The sequence below is a fragment of the Streptomyces sp. NBC_00344 genome, from assembly GCF_036088315.1.
Taxonomy (GTDB): domain Bacteria; phylum Actinomycetota; class Actinomycetes; order Streptomycetales; family Streptomycetaceae; genus Streptomyces.
In genome coordinates this window covers 2,374,109-2,391,462 of sequence record NZ_CP107996.1, presented here as the reverse complement: position 1 = coordinate 2,391,462, position 17,354 = coordinate 2,374,109, and the positions used below count along the sequence as shown (strand labels likewise).

General features: G+C 71.4%; 15 protein-coding genes. 6 read left to right on the top strand and 9 right to left on the bottom strand.

Annotation, left to right across the window (positions count from 1 at the left end):
• The first annotated feature begins 123 nt into the window (after positions 1 to 123).
• Entirely contained in the window at positions 124 to 375 is a 252-nt protein-coding gene (locus OHS16_RS10655) for a type II toxin-antitoxin system VapB family antitoxin (RefSeq protein WP_328536941.1), read from the top strand.
• Positions 372 to 788 (top strand): PIN domain nuclease, encoded by a 417-nt coding sequence (locus tag OHS16_RS10650; RefSeq protein WP_328536940.1) that lies wholly within the window; start codon positions 372 to 374, stop codon positions 786 to 788. Before OHS16_RS10655 ends, OHS16_RS10650 begins: the two co-directional genes overlap by 4 nt.
• Before the next feature lie 371 nt (positions 789 to 1,159).
• Here the strand turns inward: OHS16_RS10650 and OHS16_RS10645 are convergent, their stop codons facing one another.
• Entirely contained in the window at positions 1,160 to 2,386 is a 1,227-nt protein-coding gene (locus OHS16_RS10645; RefSeq protein ID WP_328536939.1) for an MFS transporter, read from the bottom strand.
• Between the two features lie 81 nt (positions 2,387 to 2,467).
• On the opposite strand from OHS16_RS10645, the gene OHS16_RS10640 reads away from it, so the two are divergent.
• Positions 2,468 to 3,445 (top strand): ArsR/SmtB family transcription factor, encoded by a 978-nt coding sequence (locus tag OHS16_RS10640; RefSeq protein ID WP_328540794.1) that lies wholly within the window; start codon positions 2,468 to 2,470, stop codon positions 3,443 to 3,445.
• A 115-nt stretch (positions 3,446 to 3,560) separates the two neighbouring features.
• Here the strand turns inward: OHS16_RS10640 and OHS16_RS10635 are convergent, their stop codons facing one another.
• The 8 genes from OHS16_RS10635 to aroF all read right to left on the bottom strand — a co-directional run bounded on the left by OHS16_RS10635 (position 3,561) and on the right by aroF (position 13,515).
• Positions 3,561 to 4,613 (bottom strand): zinc-dependent alcohol dehydrogenase, encoded by a 1,053-nt coding sequence (locus tag OHS16_RS10635; RefSeq protein ID WP_328536938.1) that lies wholly within the window; start codon positions 4,611 to 4,613, stop codon positions 3,561 to 3,563.
• Positions 4,614 to 4,686: 73 nt separating this feature from the next.
• The gene (locus tag OHS16_RS10630) at positions 4,687 to 6,060 is read right to left on the bottom strand and encodes a hypothetical protein (RefSeq protein ID WP_328536937.1); all 1,374 of its coding nucleotides are present in this window, start codon (positions 6,058 to 6,060) and stop codon (positions 4,687 to 4,689) included.
• Positions 6,061 to 6,136: 76 nt separating this feature from the next.
• Positions 6,137 to 7,414: an MFS transporter gene (locus OHS16_RS10625; RefSeq protein ID WP_328536936.1), complete on the bottom strand. Its 1,278-nt coding sequence runs from the start codon at positions 7,412 to 7,414 to the stop codon at positions 6,137 to 6,139.
• A 47-nt stretch (positions 7,415 to 7,461) separates the two neighbouring features.
• Positions 7,462 to 8,541 carry a histidinol-phosphate transaminase gene (gene hisC, locus OHS16_RS10620; RefSeq protein WP_328536935.1) on the bottom strand — a complete coding sequence of 360 codons (1,080 nt, stop codon included), beginning with the start codon at positions 8,539 to 8,541 and terminating at the stop codon, positions 7,462 to 7,464.
• Between the two features lie 25 nt (positions 8,542 to 8,566).
• A complete protein-coding gene (locus OHS16_RS10615) occupies positions 8,567 to 9,766 on the bottom strand; it encodes an NAD(P)/FAD-dependent oxidoreductase (protein ID WP_328536934.1) in 1,200 nt (399 codons plus the stop codon).
• Between the two features lie 109 nt (positions 9,767 to 9,875).
• Positions 9,876 to 11,342, bottom strand: coding sequence for an isochorismate synthase (locus OHS16_RS10610; RefSeq protein WP_328536933.1), 1,467 nt, complete (start codon positions 11,340 to 11,342; stop codon positions 9,876 to 9,878).
• A 2-nt stretch (positions 11,343 to 11,344) separates the two neighbouring features.
• Positions 11,345 to 12,439 carry a phenazine biosynthesis protein gene (locus tag OHS16_RS10605; RefSeq protein ID WP_328536932.1) on the bottom strand — a complete coding sequence of 365 codons (1,095 nt, stop codon included), beginning with the start codon at positions 12,437 to 12,439 and terminating at the stop codon, positions 11,345 to 11,347.
• Positions 12,440 to 12,459: 20 nt separating this feature from the next.
• Positions 12,460 to 13,515, bottom strand: coding sequence for a 3-deoxy-7-phosphoheptulonate synthase (gene aroF / locus OHS16_RS10600; protein ID WP_328540793.1), 1,056 nt, complete (start codon positions 13,513 to 13,515; stop codon positions 12,460 to 12,462).
• A gap of 483 nt (positions 13,516 to 13,998) precedes the next feature.
• Here aroF and OHS16_RS10595 point away from each other — a divergent pair, with 483 nt between their 5' ends.
• From OHS16_RS10595 to OHS16_RS10585, 3 genes are all read left to right on the top strand, one after another.
• The gene (locus OHS16_RS10595; RefSeq protein WP_328536931.1) at positions 13,999 to 14,670 is read left to right on the top strand and encodes a cyclase family protein; all 672 of its coding nucleotides are present in this window, start codon (positions 13,999 to 14,001) and stop codon (positions 14,668 to 14,670) included.
• Positions 14,671 to 14,802: 132 nt separating this feature from the next.
• On the top strand, positions 14,803 to 16,140 hold the full coding sequence (locus OHS16_RS10590) for an aldehyde dehydrogenase family protein (protein ID WP_328536930.1): 1,338 nt from the start codon (positions 14,803 to 14,805) through the stop codon (positions 16,138 to 16,140).
• A gap of 101 nt (positions 16,141 to 16,241) precedes the next feature.
• A complete protein-coding gene (locus OHS16_RS10585; RefSeq protein ID WP_328536929.1) occupies positions 16,242 to 17,339 on the top strand; it encodes a hypothetical protein in 1,098 nt (365 codons plus the stop codon).
• Positions 17,340 to 17,354 lie beyond the last annotated feature (15 nt).

Sequence of the window (17,354 nt, the reverse complement as noted above, 5' to 3'; positions counted from 1 at the left end):
TCGGTCTCTGGCCGTGCTCCCGCCCTGATCGAGGTGTCGTCGAGGCGCTCCAGCATCCTGATGTCATTTCTGTGCCTAGAATGATATCGTCGTTGGGATGTCGGGCTCCGGAGGGACTAACTGATGGCCAGGACTGTGATCGATCTGGACGAGGAGATCGTCGAGCAGGCGATGCGGGTGTACGGGGCGAAGACGAAGGCCGCCGCAGTGCGGGCGGCCATGGAGGAGGGGGTGAGGCTGCGGCTGCGCCGGGAGCTGTTCGATGCCATTGACGATGGTGAGTTTGATGACGCGTTCGCGGAGATCCGCTCGCAGACGGGGCCGCGGAATCCGGACGGCTCGCTGAAGCGCGATGGCGGGGCCTCGGCGGCGTGAAGGGGCACTATCTCGTCGATAAGTCCGCGCTGGCCCGCCGGGGCAAACCGGCAGTGCGGATGCGGCTGGATGCGCTGGACCGCGACGGGCTCCTCGCGGTGTGCGCCCCGACTGAGTATGAGGTTCTGTACTCGGCGCGCGGAAAGCCCGAGGCGCTGCGACTGCGTACCCTGCTTCGTGGATTCGACTACCTGCCCTGCGATGACGAGGAGTTCGAGCGGGCACTCGAGATCCAGGCCCTGGCCCTGAACGCTGGCTTTCACCGGGCGCTGTCGCTGGCCGACGTCCTCATCGCGGCAACCGCCGAGCGGCATCGGGCCACGGTCCTGCATTACGACGGCGACTTCGACATGATCGCCTCGGTGAGTGGGCTGCAAGCCGAGTGGGTCGTGGAGCCCGGCACCGCCGACTGAGCTGGGACCGCCGCACGCCGTGCCGGCGAGTGCTTCGATGGCTGTGGGTCGAGCCTGTGCATCGTTGGCTTTCCGCAGGTCGGACGGGTTGTGGTGGAGTTCCGCTTCAACGTCCGATACGTCCGGCGAACGACCGTCCGACCTGCGCCGGAGCGGGTTGGGTGGCCTTTGCGGTCCGCGCGGATTTAGCAGCCCGCCGAATGAGTCCGGCGCGGCGGGGGAGCGGCTGGGTTCCCCGTGGATCGCGCTGCCCGGCGGTCAGTCTGCCGTCCTTGCGCTGGTGCGACCCGGCCTCGGTGCCGAGCGGCGCGATGAGCCGGTGAGCCAGGGGTGGCGGTACGGGCGGCGCCGGGATGGGGTGGTGCGCGTACCTACTCGGCCGACAGCACGGCCTCCTCCTCCGGCTCCTCCTCCTTCTTCTCCGCCTCGGCCGCACGCCGCTCGATGGCCGGGCCCAGCGCGAGAACCCCCAGCGGGGCGACGAGACCGGCCACCGCGCAGAACCCCCACAGGACGGCGGCTCCCGCGTGGGCGTAGACGGCGGTCCCCACGGTCAGGGCGACGAAGCGCGATGAGCCCCACAGCCACTGGAAGGCACCCTGGTAGCGGCCTCGGGCGTGTTCGGGCGCGATGCTCTGGATCGTCGCCGAGTGGATGCCGCCGATGGCCGCCTCGCCGAGCGACCACACCGCGACGGTGGCGCCGTAGGTCCACACGTCGTCGGCGAGGCCGGTGAGCGCGACGCCGAGTGCGATGAGTCCGGCCGCGAAGACGTAGACGACGAGCGGCCGGACCTTGGCGAGGACCGTGGTGGCGATGGGCTGAAGGATGACGACCAGGACCGCATTGAGCGTGGCCATCAGACCGAGGACCTTGGGCGAGAGGCCATCGTCGCGGATCGCGAGCGGCAGGCCCGCCTCGGTCAGGGAGTAGATGGCGAGGGTGATGCCGAAGAGGGGGAGCAGCGCGCGCATCAGCGGGTCGCGCAGGACCACTCCGTAGCCGCCGCCCTGGCCTGTCGCGGGGGGCGCGGATCGCTTGCCGGCGGGGAGCAGGCGCGCGGCGATGAGGGCGAAGGCGAGGGAGCTGCTTCCGTCGATCACGAAGAGCAGCCAGTAGCCGTGCGCGGCGAGGAAGCCGCCGAGGATGCCGGCCCCGGCGCTGCCGATGTTGACCGCCCAGTAGACGAGCGAGAAGGCGTTGCGACGGCGTTCCGCGCCGACGGACTCGGCGAGGAGCGCGTTGGCGGAGGGGCTGACCATGGTGCCGCAGACGCTGAGGACGGCGGCCGCGAGCGCGAGCGTCACCAGGTTGGGCGCCGCGAAGAGCAGACCGTGCGAGACGGCCGTGCCCACCAGCCCGGTGACCATGGTCGAGCGACGGCCCCAGTGGTCCGCGAGCAGTCCGCTGAGCAGCGGGCCCACGAGTGTACCGATTCCCAAACAGCCGAGCACATAGGTGACTTGAGATGTGCTGACGCCTCGTGACCCTAGGTAGTAGACCAAAAAGGGCACTACCATGAAGCCCAGGCGGTTCACGATCGTCCCGCTGAAGATGACCCAGGCGGTGCGTGGCAGGCCCTTGTACGAAGAGAACATGTCCGCATGATGTGCGGCTCTCGGGGGCCCGGCAAATGATTCAGCGATGACTGAATGGTGGGGGGATTCGCCCTGGCGGAAATGGAGTTCTCGGCGAGCGACCTGGCGCGCATGCGGTTCTCGATCTCGCCCATGTGGGAGGTCGTGACGAGCTATCGGCTGCTGCGCTCCGCCCGCCCGGCCGCCGTTCATCTCCCGTGGGTCGAGCAGGTGCGCCCCCGCCTCGCGGCGGCCGAACTGGATCGTGGCTGGCTTGCCGCGCTCATCCCGCCGAGCGGCTACCTCGCGGACTTCCTCAACCCCGTCCCGGCCGGCCACGCCCCCTCGCTGCGCGAGGAGCTGGACGCGGTGCGGGGCTCGGCGGCCGCCGAGGTGCGCCGGGACCTGGACCACCTGGGGCGGCACCTGGGCAGGCCCGCATCGCGTATACGGTCTCTGCACGCCGACCCGGGGGGCCAACTGGTCGAACTCACGGCGGAGATCGAGAGGTACTGGGAGATCGCGCTCGCGCCGTACTGGCAGCGGATGCGCACCGTCCTCGACGCCGACATCTTCCACCGCGCGCGCCAGGTCGCCGAGTACGGCGCGGGTGCCCTCTTCAACGGGCTGCACGCCAAGGTGAGCTGGGACGACAACACGCTGCGGCTCGTCCGCCGGCCGGAGACGCTCCACCGCGCGACGAAGGGGGCGGGGCTCCTTCTCATCCCCTCGGTCTTCGCCGGGCCGGGCGTGCTGACGGTGGTACGGGATCCGGAGCCGCTGCAACTGGCCTATCCTTCGCGCGGCGTGGGCGTCCTGTGGGAGCGGCCCGCTCCTTCCCGGTCCGAGGCGGTCTCCGCCGTGCTCGGCCGCTCGCGCACCCTGCTGCTCACCGAGCTCCAAGCGCCCGCCTCGACCACCGAACTGGCCCGGCGCACCGGCATCTCGCCGGCAGGGGTCTCCCAGTTCCTCACCGCGATGCGCGACGCCGGACTCGTCAGCGCGCACCGCGCCGGCCGCTCCGTGCTGTACGCGCGCACGTCGGTCGCCGACGAACTGCTCGGAACCCGGCCGGGCTGAGCGGCGGGCACGCGGTGGGGCCCCGGGCCGCGCGCGTGGCCCGGCACCGCCTTGCGCGGCAAGCGGTACGGGGCAGGGCACCGTGTGCGTCCCTGCCCCGTACCGCTGTTCCCGGCTAGGGGCGTACGACGATCTTGCCGGTGGCGTCCCCCCGCTCGACGCGTTCGAGGCCGTCCGGGACGAGCCTGTCCAGGGTGATGACCTCGTCGAGCGCCGTCGTGGCGATCTCCGGGTGCGCGGTGAGCAGGGCCAGGGCCTCGGGGAGGTCCCGGTCGCAGACGTGGACCTTCGAGGTGTCGAGCGTGATCTCCTCCAGGACCAGCCGGGTCAGGTCGAGTGGCGAGGGGTCGCGGTGGAGGCCGACCAGGCGGACGTGCCCGCCCCGGCAGACCGAGTTCATCGCGGTCGCAAGTCCGGCGGTCACCCCCGAGGCCTCGATCACCACGTCCGCGCCGTGACCGGCCGTTGCCGCCCGGATCGCGGTGGCGGCGTCCTCGCGCGAGGCGTCGATCAGCAGCCCCGCGCCGGCGCGGCGCCCCGTCTCCAGCCGGGCGGCCGAGACGTCGACACCGATCGTCTCCACTCCCCGGGCCGCGCAGGCGGCGACCGCGAGCGACCCGATGCCGCCCAGGCCGATCACCACGACGGTCCTGTCCGGTTCGGGAGCGATACCGCGTACCGCCCGCAGCGCCACGGCGAGCGGCTGCGCCATGATGGCGACGTCAGGGGTGAGCCCGCCCGCAGAACGGCTGATGCCGGCCGGGACGTTGACCCGCTCGGCGAGACCGCCGTCCACATGCAGCCCGAGCGTGTAGTACCGCGCGCAGACGTTTGTCCGCCCCCGAGCACACCAGCGGCAGTTCCCGCACGAGACCCCGGAGCCCGGGACGACCAGGTCGCCCGGTGTGAAGGCGTCGACACCGGGGCCGGTCGCGATGACCTCGCCGACCATCTCGTGGCCGATGACCAGCGGGCCCTGGTGACCGCTCGCGAAGTGCGGCCCGGCGAACGGGATGAGGTGCGGTCCGGAGGCGAACTCCTCGACGTCCGTACCGCAGATGCCCGCGCGTACCACGGCGAGCTGGATCTCCCCGGGCCCGGGGGCCGGGGGGTCGGGCCACTCCTGGACCCGTACGTCGCGCCTGCCGTGGAATACAGCGGCTCTCATGACAGTGGTCTCCTTGGGACGGCGCCGGAAGCGCCTCGGTACGAGGGGTGGTGAGGCCGGCCGGGCGGCGGGCTCAGCTGGAGGGAGCCGCCGCCTCGTGCAGCAGGGCACCGACGTGGGCGCCGTTGGCGACGTTCACCACGACATCGCCGGCGGCGGAGGGGATGGCTCGCACACTGCCGCCGATGAAACCGTTGACACCCGTGATGATCCCCCACACGGGACGGAACCGGTCCACCCCGCCGCCCGGGACGGGGACGGTCTCCTGGGCGGGCCGCACCCGCCGTTGCAGAACGTGCGGGCTGTCGAGCGCGGCGAGGACGTGTGCCCGCCATGCCTCAGGGGTGAGGCCGTCGGCCCAGCCGAGCACGACGCCCTTCCCGCCGGAGAGCGACGTGGGCTTGAGCACCAGCTCCTCGGCGTGAGACAGGGCGTACTCGACGAGGTCGACCCGTTCGCCGTCCTCCAGCGTCACCTCCCCGCGGCGCGCCCGCCGCGTCCACGGCAGGATGCGGTCGAGGCTCGCGAGGACCTCGTCCGGGAACAGGTGCCGGTTGCCCTCCTCCGAGAGCAGCGCGAGGGCCGCCTTGCTCGCGTAGGCGGAGGTGTCGAGCGGTGTGAAGATCTTTACTTCGCCCCGGCGCGCGGCGTCGAAGACGGGGGCGGTCAGCCGGGGGGCGTCCGGGCTCACGACGTCACGGATGAGGAAGGTGCGCACGATGATGTCGACCGGCCTGTCCGCGAGCCACACGCGCCCCTCACGCACCTCGAGTTGACCGAGATGACAAGGGGTGGCGTCAAGGCCCAGGTCGCCCCAGCGCTCGCACAGCTGCGTCATGTACGGCAGCTCGTCGGAGAAGGCCGAAGGCCATTCGGTGAGCGCGACGACAGGGTGGTCCTCCGCCGAGAAGCCGCTCTCGGTGAGGATGTTGTGGACCTGCTCGCGGAGCGAGTCGACGAAGGTCAGCCCGTGGCGCTCGGCGAAGCGGGCGAGGACGGGGACCTCCAGGAGTTCGCGGCAGACGTCGACGTTGTCGACACCGCCTATCGCGCTGCCGATGTTGAGTTCGAGGAGCTTGAAGCCGGCTCCTTCGCAGACCAGGTCGGCCCGGCTCTGCCGGGTCATCCGCTCTCCCCGGTTCTGCAGGACCGCGTCGACCTGCGGCTCGGTCAGCCCGACCGCGCGCGCGAAGGCGGCGAAGTCCCCGCCGAAGAGCTTCTCGGGCAGGCTGTCCAGCGCCGTGAGGAGGTTGTCGAGATCGGCGGCGAGCCGGGCAAGTTCCTCGCCACCGAGGAAGACCGGGCGCGCGAGCCACTTGCCCATGCCGTTCGGCTTGTCGCTGTTGAGGATCTTGTTCTGCGGCAGGCCGCCCAGCAGCTCCTCACTCGACAGCCCCGCGGCCTCCAGCTCCGTCAGATACTCCTCGGTCAAGGTGATGCGGTCCATGTCTTGTCTCCTGATCGTGGTGCGGTGGGCGGGCGCGCCCGCCGCCATGACTCTGTGTGGGGTACGAGGCGCGGCATCACTTGGCGACGGTCGTGGCCGCACTCCCGGGCGCGGGCGCGGGCGCGGGGACGAAGGCGACGGCCTCGGCCGGAAGGTGCCGTTCGACACGCGTCAGCAGGAGCGACCCGAGCGCCGCCGTGACCGCCACGAGCAGCCACGGCAGGCGGCCGTCGACGGTGAGCAGCGAGGTGAACACCGTCGGGCCCAGGGCGTACGCCAGTGACCAGGACAACTGGTAGGTGGCGAGGTAGCGGCCGCGCAGCCGCTGGGGCGCGGCGAACTGCGACAGCGCTCCGGAGGAGGGGCTGTACACCATCTCGCCCACCGTCATGACGAGGACCGCGCCAAGCAGGCCGGCGAGCAGGAGCGGTACGCCGTGCGGCCGGACGGTGCCGAGCGCCGCCTGGGCGAGGAAGGAGAGGGAGAAGAGCGCGGCGCCGGCGGCGGCGGCCCGGGGGCGGGTGGCGAAGCAGCGCCGGGCGAGGGCGGCGACAGGAACGCCGAGGGTCGCGCACAGCACGGTGTTGAGGAGGAAGGCGCTGCCGACGAGACCTTCGGGCAGGTCCAGCGAGCCCGTCGCGTACAGCGGGAGGAGCGAGGTGAGCGCCGAGAAGCCGAGGGCGACGAGAAGGTTGGCGCACACGAGGCCGAGGAAGGGCCGGTCCCTGGCGACGACGCGGTAGCCACCGCCGGGTGCGCGCGGGATCACCGGGGAGCGGGGCGGGGCGGCCGGGGTGCGCGAGGCGAGGAAGCCCGCGGCGATGAAGCTCGCCCCGTTGAGCCACGCCGTGATCGTGTAGCCGAAATCGCCCGCGGTGGCGATGACGACCGAGGCGATCAGGGTGCCTGCGCCGAGACCGGCGTTGCTCAGACTGCGGCTGAGAGCCTGCAGGTGGTCCCGGGCGGTGCCATCGGCGAGTTCGGCGATCCGCGCGTCCTGGGCGGGGCGGAAGGCGCGTGTCCCCACCGAGGTGAGCAGTGCGACGACGGCGAAGACCGGCAGCGCGTGGGCGAGCGGGAAACACGCGAAGCTCAGCCCCCGCACGACGTACAGAGAGATCTGCATCGTGCGGGCGCCGAAGCGGTCCACGGCGATGCCCACCACGGGGACGGCGGCGATGCCGACGAGCCCGGTGACGGTGAGCACCAGCCCGATCAGCGGTAGTGGCAGGCCTGTGACATGACGGAAGAACACCAGGCTGAAGGGAACGTACATCCCGGAGCCGACCGCGTCCACGGCGATTCCGGAGACCAGGGCGCGTTCGCCCGGGAACCTGGGGCGGAGAAAGGACATGCGTCTCCCAATGTCGAGCCGGGGGCCGGCTCCTGGCAGGTGCGGGGTCAGGCGGGCGGGAAGGTGGTGGCCGCCGCCAGGAAGGCGTCGTTGTCGGCGGGCAGGCCCAGGGTGACGCGGACACCGGTGCCCGCCACGGCCCGTACGCAGACACCCGCGCTCGCGCAGTGCGCGCCGAAGGCGGTGGCGCGCCCGCCGAGCGGCAGCCAGAGGAAATTGGCCTCGCTCCTGGGCAGACGCCATCCCCGCGCTTCGAGCGCGGCGGCGACGCGCGCGCGTTCCGCCGTGACGACGTCCGTCCTCCTCGCCACCTCGTCCCCCGAGCGCAGCGCCGCGATCGCCGCCGCCTGGGCCACACTGCCCGCGCTGTACGGCAGGTAGGCCTTGCGCAGGGTGCCGATCACCTCGGGGTGGCCGGCCGCGTAGCCGATGCGCAGCCCGGCGAGTCCGTAAGCCTTCGAGAAGGTGCGCAGGACGACCAGGTGGGGGCGGCCGGTGAGGAGGGAGAGCCCGTTGGGCACATCCGCGGCGCGCACGTACTCGTGGTAGGCCTCGTCCAGGACGACGAGGCAGCCGGCGGGCACGCGTCCCAGGAACTTCTCGAGCTCCGCGCGGCCGACGGCCGTGCCGGTCGGGTTGTTCGGGTTGCAGACGAAGACCAGCCGGGTGCGGTCGGTGATGTGCTCCGCCATCGCTGCGAGATCGTGGACGCCCTCGCGCAGTGGCACCTCGACGGGGGTCGCCCCGGCGAGCCGGGTGAGGATCGGGTACGCCTCGAACGAGGGCCAGGCGTAGAGGACTTCATCGCCCGGTTCGGCGACGGAGGTGATCAGCTGCTGGGCGACGCCGACCGAACCGCAGCCGAGTGCGATGCCCTCCGGTTCGAGCCCGAACCGCTGCGCCAGCTCCGCGGTGAGGGCCTGGCCGCCGTTGTCGGGGTAGCGGTTGATGCTCTCGATCTGCTGCTCGATCGCCCGTGCCACCTTCGGCAGCGGGCCGAATGGCGTCTCGTTGGCGGCAAGGGCGTAGGAACGGCCCTCGGGCGAGAGCGCCGGCTTCTCGGGCCGGTAGCTCACGAGTTGACTCAGTGCCGCGCGGAACCGTGGCAGATCTTCCGTTGTGGTCATGAAAGGGTTGTCCTCTCCGCGTTGTTCAGGCCGCGTGCAGGGCGTCGCGCAGCGGGGTGCCGGGATCGGTGGCGGCCGGGAGGTCGACCACGCAACCGTTGATGAGGGCGCGGCGTGCCTGTACCAGGTCGCGGGGGCGGTCCACGGTGAGGACCGCGCGGAGGCGTTCGTCCGCCAGCCACAGGACGGCCCACTGCGGGTCCTCCGGTGAGCCCCGCATCACCACCTGGTCGGTGCCCTGGTGGTCGCCCGCGTACTGCACCGTCCGGCCGAACTGCTCCGACCAGAAGTACGGAACGGGGTCATGGCACACGTCCTCACCCAGCAACGCGGCGGCGGCCGGTTCGCTCGCCTTCAGCGCGGTGTCCCAGTGCTCGACCACCATGTGCCGCCCGTACCGCCGTGACCACCAGGCGGCGCAGTCGCCGAGCGCCACCACCTCGGGCCTCGTGGTCCGCAGGGACTCGTCGACGACCACGCCGCGCGCGATTTCCAGGCCGGAGTCCCTGAGCCAGCCGACGGCGGGGCGGGCGCCGACGCCCACCACCACGACGTCCGCCGCGAGGAACTGCCCGTCCGTCAGGCGCAGTCCGCCGGGGTCCACCGAGGTGACGGAGGTTCCGCAGCGCAGGGTGACCCCGGCCGCCGCGTACCAGGGGGCCGTCAACGCGCCGATCCGGTCGCCGACCGCGGCGGCGAGCGGAGCCCGGCCGGCCTCCAGGACCGTGACCTGGCACCCCTTCGTGGCCGCGATCGTGGCGACCTCGGCGCCGATCCACCCGGCGCCGACGAGTGCGAGGTGCGTGCCCGTCCGCAGCAGCGGGCGCAGCGCGCGCACGTCATCCACGGTGCGGACCACGTACTGCCTTCCCTCGCCGGGCAGCCGGACGGGCTCCGCGCCGGTCGCGAGAACGAGCCCGTCGAAGGCGAGTGCGCCCGCCGTCGTCTTCAGAACGCCGCCCGGCAGGCGGTCGTGCAGGTCGAGGGCCTCGGCACGTTCGCCGAGGCGCAGGCCGAGGCCCAAGCCCTCCCAGTCGGTGGGGAAGGAAGTGTCCTCCTCCTCGCCGGCCAGCACCGACTTGGTGAGCGGCGGGCGGTCGTACGGCGGGTGGGGCTCCGCGCCGACGAGGGTGAGCGCGCTCCGGTAGCCGCGGGCGCGAAGCGCCCCGGCGACGTGCGAGCCGGCAAGTCCGCCGCCGACGACGACGATGTTCTCCAGAGTCAAGGTGCCAGTTCTCCGTGGCCGATGGGGAGGGAAAGGGGGGAGGGGGAGGGGGAGGGGGGGAACAGGCCCCGGCGCCGTCCCGCGCGAGGGCGGCGCCGGGGCCCGGCCCTCAGTCGAGTCCGAGGGCGGCGCGCATGGGGCGGAGCTTGGCGCAGGTCTCGGCGTACTCGACCTCGGGATCGGAATCCGCCACGAGGCCGCAACCGGCGTACAGCGAGGCCGAGTCGCCCCGCACGAGCGCGGAGCGTATCGCCACGGCGAACTGCCCGTTCCCTTCTCCGTCGGTCCAGCCGATGCCGCCCGCGTACCAGCCGCGGTCGAAGCCCTCGTTGCGGGCGAGCCACTCCAGCGCCTCGGCGCGGGGGTGACCGCCGAGCGCAGGCGTCGGGTGGAGGCGGGCAGCGAGATCGAGGACTCCCTCCGCAGAGCCCTCGGGCAGCCGTCCCCGTACCGGCGTCGACAGGTGCTGAACGTTGGCGAGTTTGAGCACCTGGGGCTCTGCCTCGGCTGTGACCTGGGTGCAGGACTCGGCGAGTGCCTCGCTCAGCATCCGGACCACGACCTCGTGCTCGTGCCGGAGCTTCGCGCTGCCGGAGAGCTCGGCCTCCAGCGCCCGGTCCTCAGCGGGGGTGTCCCCGCGCGGGGTGGTGCCGGCGAGGCCGAGCGCCTGCACCTCTCGCTCCTCGACCCGGACGAGGTACTCGGGTGTCGCGCCGAGAAAGGTGGTGTCGCCGTGGCCGAGGGCGAAGACCGTCGTACCTGCGTAGGCCTCCCGCATCCGGCGGACCGCTGCGGGGACGTCGAACTCCCGGTCGGCGGTGACGTCCAGGCGCCGGGCGAGCACCACCTTCTCGAAATCGCCCGCCCGCATCCGGCCCGTGGCGCGGCGCACGAGGTCCTTCCAGTCCCCGGCGGCGGGTGTCTCGACGCTCGCGCGGGGACGGGGGGCGGGGTGTGGCCCGCGCGTGTCCCGGGCGGCCATGCACCGCTCGGCCCGCAGTGTCAGTGCCTTGGTGAGCAGTTCGGGGTCGTCGCTCCCGTCCACGAGAGCGTTGAGCCGCAGTTCCGCCGTGAGAGTGCCGGACACCGCCCCCGCCTCGTCCGGCACCGTGCAGCGCAGTTGCACCAGCGGCACCCACAGCAGGGCCTCGGGTAACACACCCGGTGGGAGGTGTGTACTGCCGCCGAAGGCAAAGCCGCCGACGGCGAGCGGCCCCGCCCCGGACCCGTCCCGGCCCGCGGTGATCGTCTCGCGCACCAGTTCCGTCCAGGCGGAGCGGATCGCGGGGAGGCGGCCCGCCCCCGCGCCGCGCAGGTCATGGGCGCTGCCGAAGGCGAGGACGGTCGTGCCGTCCCACGCCGACTGCCAGTACAGGGAGCGCCCCGTGCGCGCCCGGGCTCCCGCCCAGGTCGCGTAGGGGTCGGCGAGCGCGCACGGACGGGCCCAGCTGACGAGGGCGTGGCGACCGGTGGCGCGCGCCCGCTCGACGCCCGCGTTGCAGGCGTCCACGAGCGCGGTGTGGTCGTCGGGGGTGAGGGTGAACTCGCCGGGGGCCGGCGCGATGTCCACGGTCATCGCTAGTACACCCCCTCGATGATGGACTGGCCGCTCTCCCCCGAGTGCACCTGGATGTCGGCGAGCCCGTCCTGCGGGTAGCGCGTGGTCGGCGCGACGCGGACGAGCGAGTCCCGCTCCAGCGTCCAGGGCACCAGCAGGTCCCGGGAGAGGAGGCTGATGCGCGCCTGTCCGCGCTCGCCGTGCGCCACCTCGCGGGTCGGCTGCTCGGGCTCGACGACCTTGACCCTGCTGTACGGGTGGTACGGGATGAAGACGCACGGGTGCGTGTCGTCCGTCTCCCGGGGGCGCTGCGGGGCGATGCCCATCATGGTGTTGCCGTACAGCCCGACGAGGGTGGCGTTGGGGAACAGCTCCTCCTCGAAGGCACGCAGTGTCTCCGGGCTCACACTGGTGCCCGCCCAGACGATGCCCCGCACCTTGCGCTGCACGAGGTCGAGGAGGGCGTCGTCGGCGCAGAGCGCCTCCAGCACCGGTGGGGTGGCGAAGAGGACGGAGACGGGCTGCGTGGCGAGTACGTCACCGGCCTGCGCGAGGATGTGCTTGACGTAGCGCCCGGCTTCTTCGCCCCTGCCCTGTTTGACGCAGCTCTTCACCCAGCGGGGATCGAAGTCGATGTAGTGGCAGAACGTCGCGCGCAGCTGGGCGAGCAGGCCGACCGAACGGCCCACGATGTGGGGCCCGGTGGGTCCTATGTGCAGCCAGTGCCCCTCACCGCGCCCGGGTATTCCGTGCGCGGCGAGGACCTCGCTGACCCAGTGAACGCCGTTGCGCCGAGAGCGGGCCTCGACGATGCGCTTGGGCGAGCCGGTCGTGCCGCCGCTGTCGAAGACCTGGAACTCCCAGGGGTCGGCGGTGGTTCCGGCCGGTATGAGGTCGTCGACCGCAAGGGTGCGCCATTCCTCGCTGACGTCGGGGAAGAGGTCGAGGTCCTCCCAGGTGCGGATGTCCGTCAGGGGGTCGAAGCCGAGGTCGGCGGCGCGCTTGAGCCAGTAGGGAGAGCCGGTTTCGGCGGAGAAGTGCCACCGCATCGCTGCGGGCACGAACTCGTCCGGCCCGAGGTCCGTGGTGAACGGGTCAGTGGTGTGGCGCGACATGCTGCGTCTCCAGGGGGCGGTCAGGCCGAGGCGAGGGAACCGGCGGGGCGGACGGTCGGTGCGAGCCTGCGGCCCACGGCTTGCAGAAGGGGGCCCAGCTTGTCCATGAGGGCGGCGAACTGCGCGCCGTCGAGAGCCTGGGCGCCGTCGCACAGCGCGGCACCGGCGTCGGTGTGTACATCGATGATGAGCCCGTCGGCCCCGGCGGCGGCCGCGGCCAGCGACATCGGGCCGACCAGGTGCGGTTTTCCGGTGCTGTGACTCGGGTCGACGATCACCGGGAGATGGGTGAGGCGTTTGGCCTCGGCCACCGCGCTGAGATCCAGCGTGAAACGGGTGCTGCGGTCATAGCTGCGAATGCCGCGTTCACACAGGACGACGTCGTCGTTGCCCATGTGGAGGAGGTACTCGGCCGCCAGCAGCCACTCCTCGATGGTGGCGGACATCCCTCGTTTGAGAAGGACGGGCTTGCCCGACGCACCTGCTTCGCGCAGCAACTCGAAGTTCTGCATGTTGCGCGCGCCGATCTGGAGCATGTCGCTCTCTTCGGCGACGCACTCGACGTCCTTGGGGGTGACGACTTCGGTGACGACGGGAAGCCCCGTGCGCCGGCGCTGTTCCGCGAGCAGTGTGAGCCCCGCGAGTCCGAGCCCCTGGAAGCTGTACGGGGAGGTGCGGGGCTTGAAGGCGCCGCCCCGCAGCATGATCGCGCCCCCGGCGTGCACCAGGTTCACGATCCCGGTCATTTGTTCGGCACTCTCCACCGCGCAGGGGCCGGCGATGACGACGAACTCGTCCCCGCCGAATACTGCTTGGACATTCTCGCCGACACGAACGCGGGAGTTCTCCTCGCGGAAGGCGCGGCTCGTGAGCCGCTGCGGTCCTGGCACCCGCAGAACGCGGGCGACGGCCGGGAGGCTTTCCAGCATTGCGGCCAGTTCCGGCGTGCCGGAACTCTCGGAAACGAGCACTGCTGTATTCCCGAGTTTTGTTAAGGTGGTGTCAACTCCGCTTTTTGAAAGAGTCTCGGCGACGATTCCGGCAATTTCTCGGGGTGCGGTCGAATCCAGTATCACGATCACGGAATTGGCCTTCCATGGGCTTACTGTGCGTTTCTCTTTTCGAGCCGACTTTTGAGCCGACGGTGACAGTAGCCGAGCCTCTCGCCGGGCCGCAAGCAGGAATGCGGCGAGGGGCGAACGGGTCGAAACAGTCAAAACGACCCTTCCGCTCCTCACGTGCGTAAACGTGATTGATGCGCGTAAACGCTAGCAAGGGTGCGATGAGGTTGAATCCAGACAATCCGATCGACGCAAGGGGATGATCCGGGCGTAAGTGTGTGCTGCATGTAAATGATCGGTAAAGGAAGTGAGAATAAAGCAGGGATTACTTAAATGCAATACTTCCTGTTTGGTCGGTGCTTTCCTGGAATTAAAGACTCCATATTTGGTTGAATCTTTAGTTAATTATTTTCGTGGATTCCTCTCCGGGGCGTGCTACTTTCTCCCGGGTCCCGCCGCCCTGGCGGGGTTGTTTCCGTCCAGGTGATGGAGTGCAGCGTGAAGCTGATTGACATTAGTCAGGGCTGGTCCGAGGGCATGCCCGCCTACGACGCCCCGTGGTATCCGGAATTTCATATTCGGCGCGCCATGACGCCGGCCTCCGATCCGTCCGGGACCGGCAGGACCTTCTCCAACCTGGAGATATTTCCCCACAACGGGACACATGTTGAGGCCGGCTACCACTTCTTCGAGGACCGCGAGAAGATCGACGAGGTGCCGCTCAGCACGTTCGTCGGCCGCGCTGTCGTCGCGGACCTCTCCCACAAGCGCGACCTCGACCCGGTGACGGGTGAGGACCTGGAGAAGGCCGTGCGCGACGTGTGGCAGGAAGGGGACCGGCTGTTGATCCGGACCGACCACCCCGACCGGTACCTCGGACGCGAGGACTACTGGGACAGGCCCCCGTACCTCACCGTCTCGGCGGCCGACTGGATGGCCGACAACGGCACCACGCTCGTCGGGATGGACTGCATCACCGAGCGGCCGGACGACCGCAGCGGCCAGGTGCACCGCCGGCTGCTCTCCGCCGGCATCCCGATCCTGGAGAACATCCAGAACCTCGGGCACATCACCAACCCCGTCGTCCAGCTCATGGCGCTCCCCATCAAGGTCGCCGACGTGGAGGCCGCGCCCGCCCGCGCCGTGGTCTTCGACGGCTGGCCATTCTGACCCTGCCGCAGCCGCGACCCACACCGGTTCCGGGCGCAGTCCGGGGCCGGTGTGGCTGAGCGGACCACCGAACCGGCCCGGACCGCAGGAAGTTGATCTGGCGTGCTGTTACCCGTACCCGTACCCGTACCCGTGTCCGTACCCGCTCTCCGCGCCGGGGAGGAACGCACCTCCCGCGACACCCGCGTCCTGCGCGGCGTCACCGGCGAGCCCCTGGCGACCGTGCACGAGGTCCCGCCCCTCGTGGCGCGAATGACGGTCAAGAACATGCGGCAGGCGCCCGAGCTGGGCCTCGCCGAACGCCTCCCCGTCCTCGCCGAGGCGGGCAGGCTCTTCGCCAAGGCCGCCCTGGGCGGCCAGACCCCGGAGGAGTACTGCCACCTCCAGGCACTCGCCTCCGGCGTGCCCGTCACCGTGGCACGCGGTGTCCTGGAGCGCGTAGCCCGCGAGAGCGAGTCGCTCGGCGAGGTGGTCCGGCGCCAGGTACCGGCCGGCGCCGGGGACACCGCCCGCTGGGTACGCCGCGGCCGGGTCCTGTCCGTCATCGCGCCCAGCAACCACCCCGGCACGCACGGCGCCTGGCTCCAGGCGCTCGCCATGGGCTACCGCGTCGCCCTCCGGCCCGGTGGCCGGGATCCCTTCACCCCGCTGCGCCTCGTCCACGCCCTGCTCACCGCCGGACTGCACCCCGGCTGGATCAGCCTGCTTCCCGGCGGGCACAGCGCTGCGGACGCGCTCACCGAGGCGGGCGACCTGGCCCTCGTCTACGGCGGCGAGGACACCGTGGCCCGGCTGCGCGGCAACGACAGGGTCCTTGTGCGCGGACCGGGACGCAGCAAGATCCTCGTCGACACGGAGGTGGACGATGCACTCCTCGACCACCTCGTCGCCGAGATCGCGGGTGACGGCGGGGTGCGCTGCACCAACACGACCACCGTCCTGACCACGGGCGACCACCGGAGCTTGGCCGGCCGGCTCGCCAAACGCCTCGCCGCACTCCCTGTCCACCCCGTCACAGATCCCCGCGCGGTACTCCCGGTCCGGCCCCGGTCCGAGGCCGAGGCACTCCGCGCGGCCGCCACCCGCGCCGCCGGGACAGCCCCCGACCTGGTCGCCGCCCACTGCCCCGAAGGACCGCTGGCTCCCGTCGGGGGGCCGGCCGTTGCCCTGCGGCCCGCCGTGTTCCTCCTCGACCGCTGCGACCACCCGGCGCTGGCGACGGAACTCCCCTTCCCCTGCGCCTGGGTGGCCCCCTGGCGGGAGGCCGACGGCATGGCACCCCTGGACGACTCGCTCGCCCTCGGCCTGCTCACCGAGGACGCCTCCCTCGTCGAGAAGGCTCTCGCCATGCCCGGGGTGCGCACCGTCGTTCACGGTCCCGTCGCCCGGTGGTGGCAGGACCCGTACCTGCCGCACGACGGCTACCTGGGCCAGTTCCTCAACGAGGCACGCGGCTATGCCCGCGTGTGAGGCGCCCGCCACGGTACGGAAAGCTCCCGCCACCGGGCCGTCCACTGCCCCCTCCCACGCCATACCTGTTCGCCCACGTCACGACGGCCGAGGTACCTGACATGTCTGCTGCTTGCCCCGATCTCCCCCTCGTTGTCCTCCCCGCGAACAACCTGGTCCGCGCGACGTCCCGGCCGGCCGAGCCCGTCGGGGCGGCGCTCCGCACAGCGGTGACCGCCCTGGAGAGCTTTCACACCGATCTGCTGAACCCGCGGGGCGCGCGTGTGGAACCGCTACAACGCGCCCTGGATTCCGCCGTGGAGGCCATGGCCCGGCTCGCGACGCTCGCCCAGGTCGCGCCGATGGACGCCGCCGCACTCACCCCGATCGTGCCGAATCACGCGTACTTCGGGGTCCGCACGGCCGATCTCGACGACGCCCGCCTCGTCTCCGAGGTCACCGTCGTCATCGCCCGTGCTCTCGCCGACCTGCGGATCGCGCGTCTCTCGGTGAACCAGCAGGCTGCCGAGGTTCTCGCGATGATCCAGGTGCTGCGAGGCCTCGACCCGCAGGACGCGGAGCGCGACCCCGCGTCGCCCGCGACGCCCGCCGGCCCGGTTCCCGTCCTGCCGGGACAGGACGAACTGACGCGCTGGGTCATCACGCACCACTTCTACTTCGTGCTCAACCTCGCGGCGGCCGAGTCCGTCACCCGGGCGCTCGCCCGGCACCGTGAGGGCGAGGCGGAGGCGGCGCGGGACGCCCTGCGCGAGGCGGCCACGTACGTCCGCGCCTTCACCGCCGCGATGATGCACTCCGGTGACATGTCGGCGCCCTGCTACGACGCCGAGGTCCGGCCCACCATGAGCCCGCCCGCCGTTCCCGCGGCGCTCACCGGCCGTACCCAGCCGGAGCACAAGGCGTTCCGCAAGGCCATGCGCACCCTGGCGGGGACGTGGACCGACTCCTTCGACAAGCTCGCAGCCAATGTCCCCGAGGTGGCGCTGGCCCGGGATGCGCTGCTGGAGGCAGATCTCCAGGACATCGAGCAGCACGTCACCATCACCGCCGCACTCGTCGGCGACGACGGCTCGATCATCCAGGCCGACGAGGCGGCGGGCAGCGCCATCGCCATGCTGCGCACGATGCGCCACGCGCGCGCCGAGCAGTACCGGCCGCTCATGCGCTTCGGGGACACCGTCACGCTGATCGCGCAATGACCGGGGCCGTCACGG

Excerpts from the sequence above, each read along its gene's own strand:
- OHS16_RS10630 (WP_328536937.1), bottom strand. The coding sequence starts at position 6,060 with ATGGACCGCATCACCTTGACCGAGGAGTATCTGACGGAGCTGGAGGCC.
- OHS16_RS10640 (WP_328540794.1), top strand. The coding sequence starts at position 2,468 with ATGGAGTTCTCGGCGAGCGACCTGGCGCGCATGCGGTTCTCGATCTCG.
- OHS16_RS10625 (WP_328536936.1), bottom strand. The coding sequence starts at position 7,414 with ATGTCCTTTCTCCGCCCCAGGTTCCCGGGCGAACGCGCCCTGGTCTCC.
- OHS16_RS10610 (WP_328536933.1), bottom strand. The coding sequence starts at position 11,342 with ATGACCGTGGACATCGCGCCGGCCCCCGGCGAGTTCACCCTCACCCCC.
- OHS16_RS10635 (WP_328536938.1), bottom strand. The coding sequence starts at position 4,613 with ATGAGAGCCGCTGTATTCCACGGCAGGCGCGACGTACGGGTCCAGGAG.
- OHS16_RS10645 (WP_328536939.1), bottom strand. The coding sequence starts at position 2,386 with ATGTTCTCTTCGTACAAGGGCCTGCCACGCACCGCCTGGGTCATCTTC.
- OHS16_RS10585 (WP_328536929.1), top strand. The coding sequence starts at position 16,242 with ATGTCTGCTGCTTGCCCCGATCTCCCCCTCGTTGTCCTCCCCGCGAAC.
- OHS16_RS10655 (WP_328536941.1), top strand. The coding sequence starts at position 124 with ATGGCCAGGACTGTGATCGATCTGGACGAGGAGATCGTCGAGCAGGCG.
- OHS16_RS10605 (WP_328536932.1), bottom strand. The coding sequence starts at position 12,439 with ATGTCGCGCCACACCACTGACCCGTTCACCACGGACCTCGGGCCGGAC.
- hisC (WP_328536935.1), bottom strand. The coding sequence starts at position 8,541 with ATGACCACAACGGAAGATCTGCCACGGTTCCGCGCGGCACTGAGTCAA.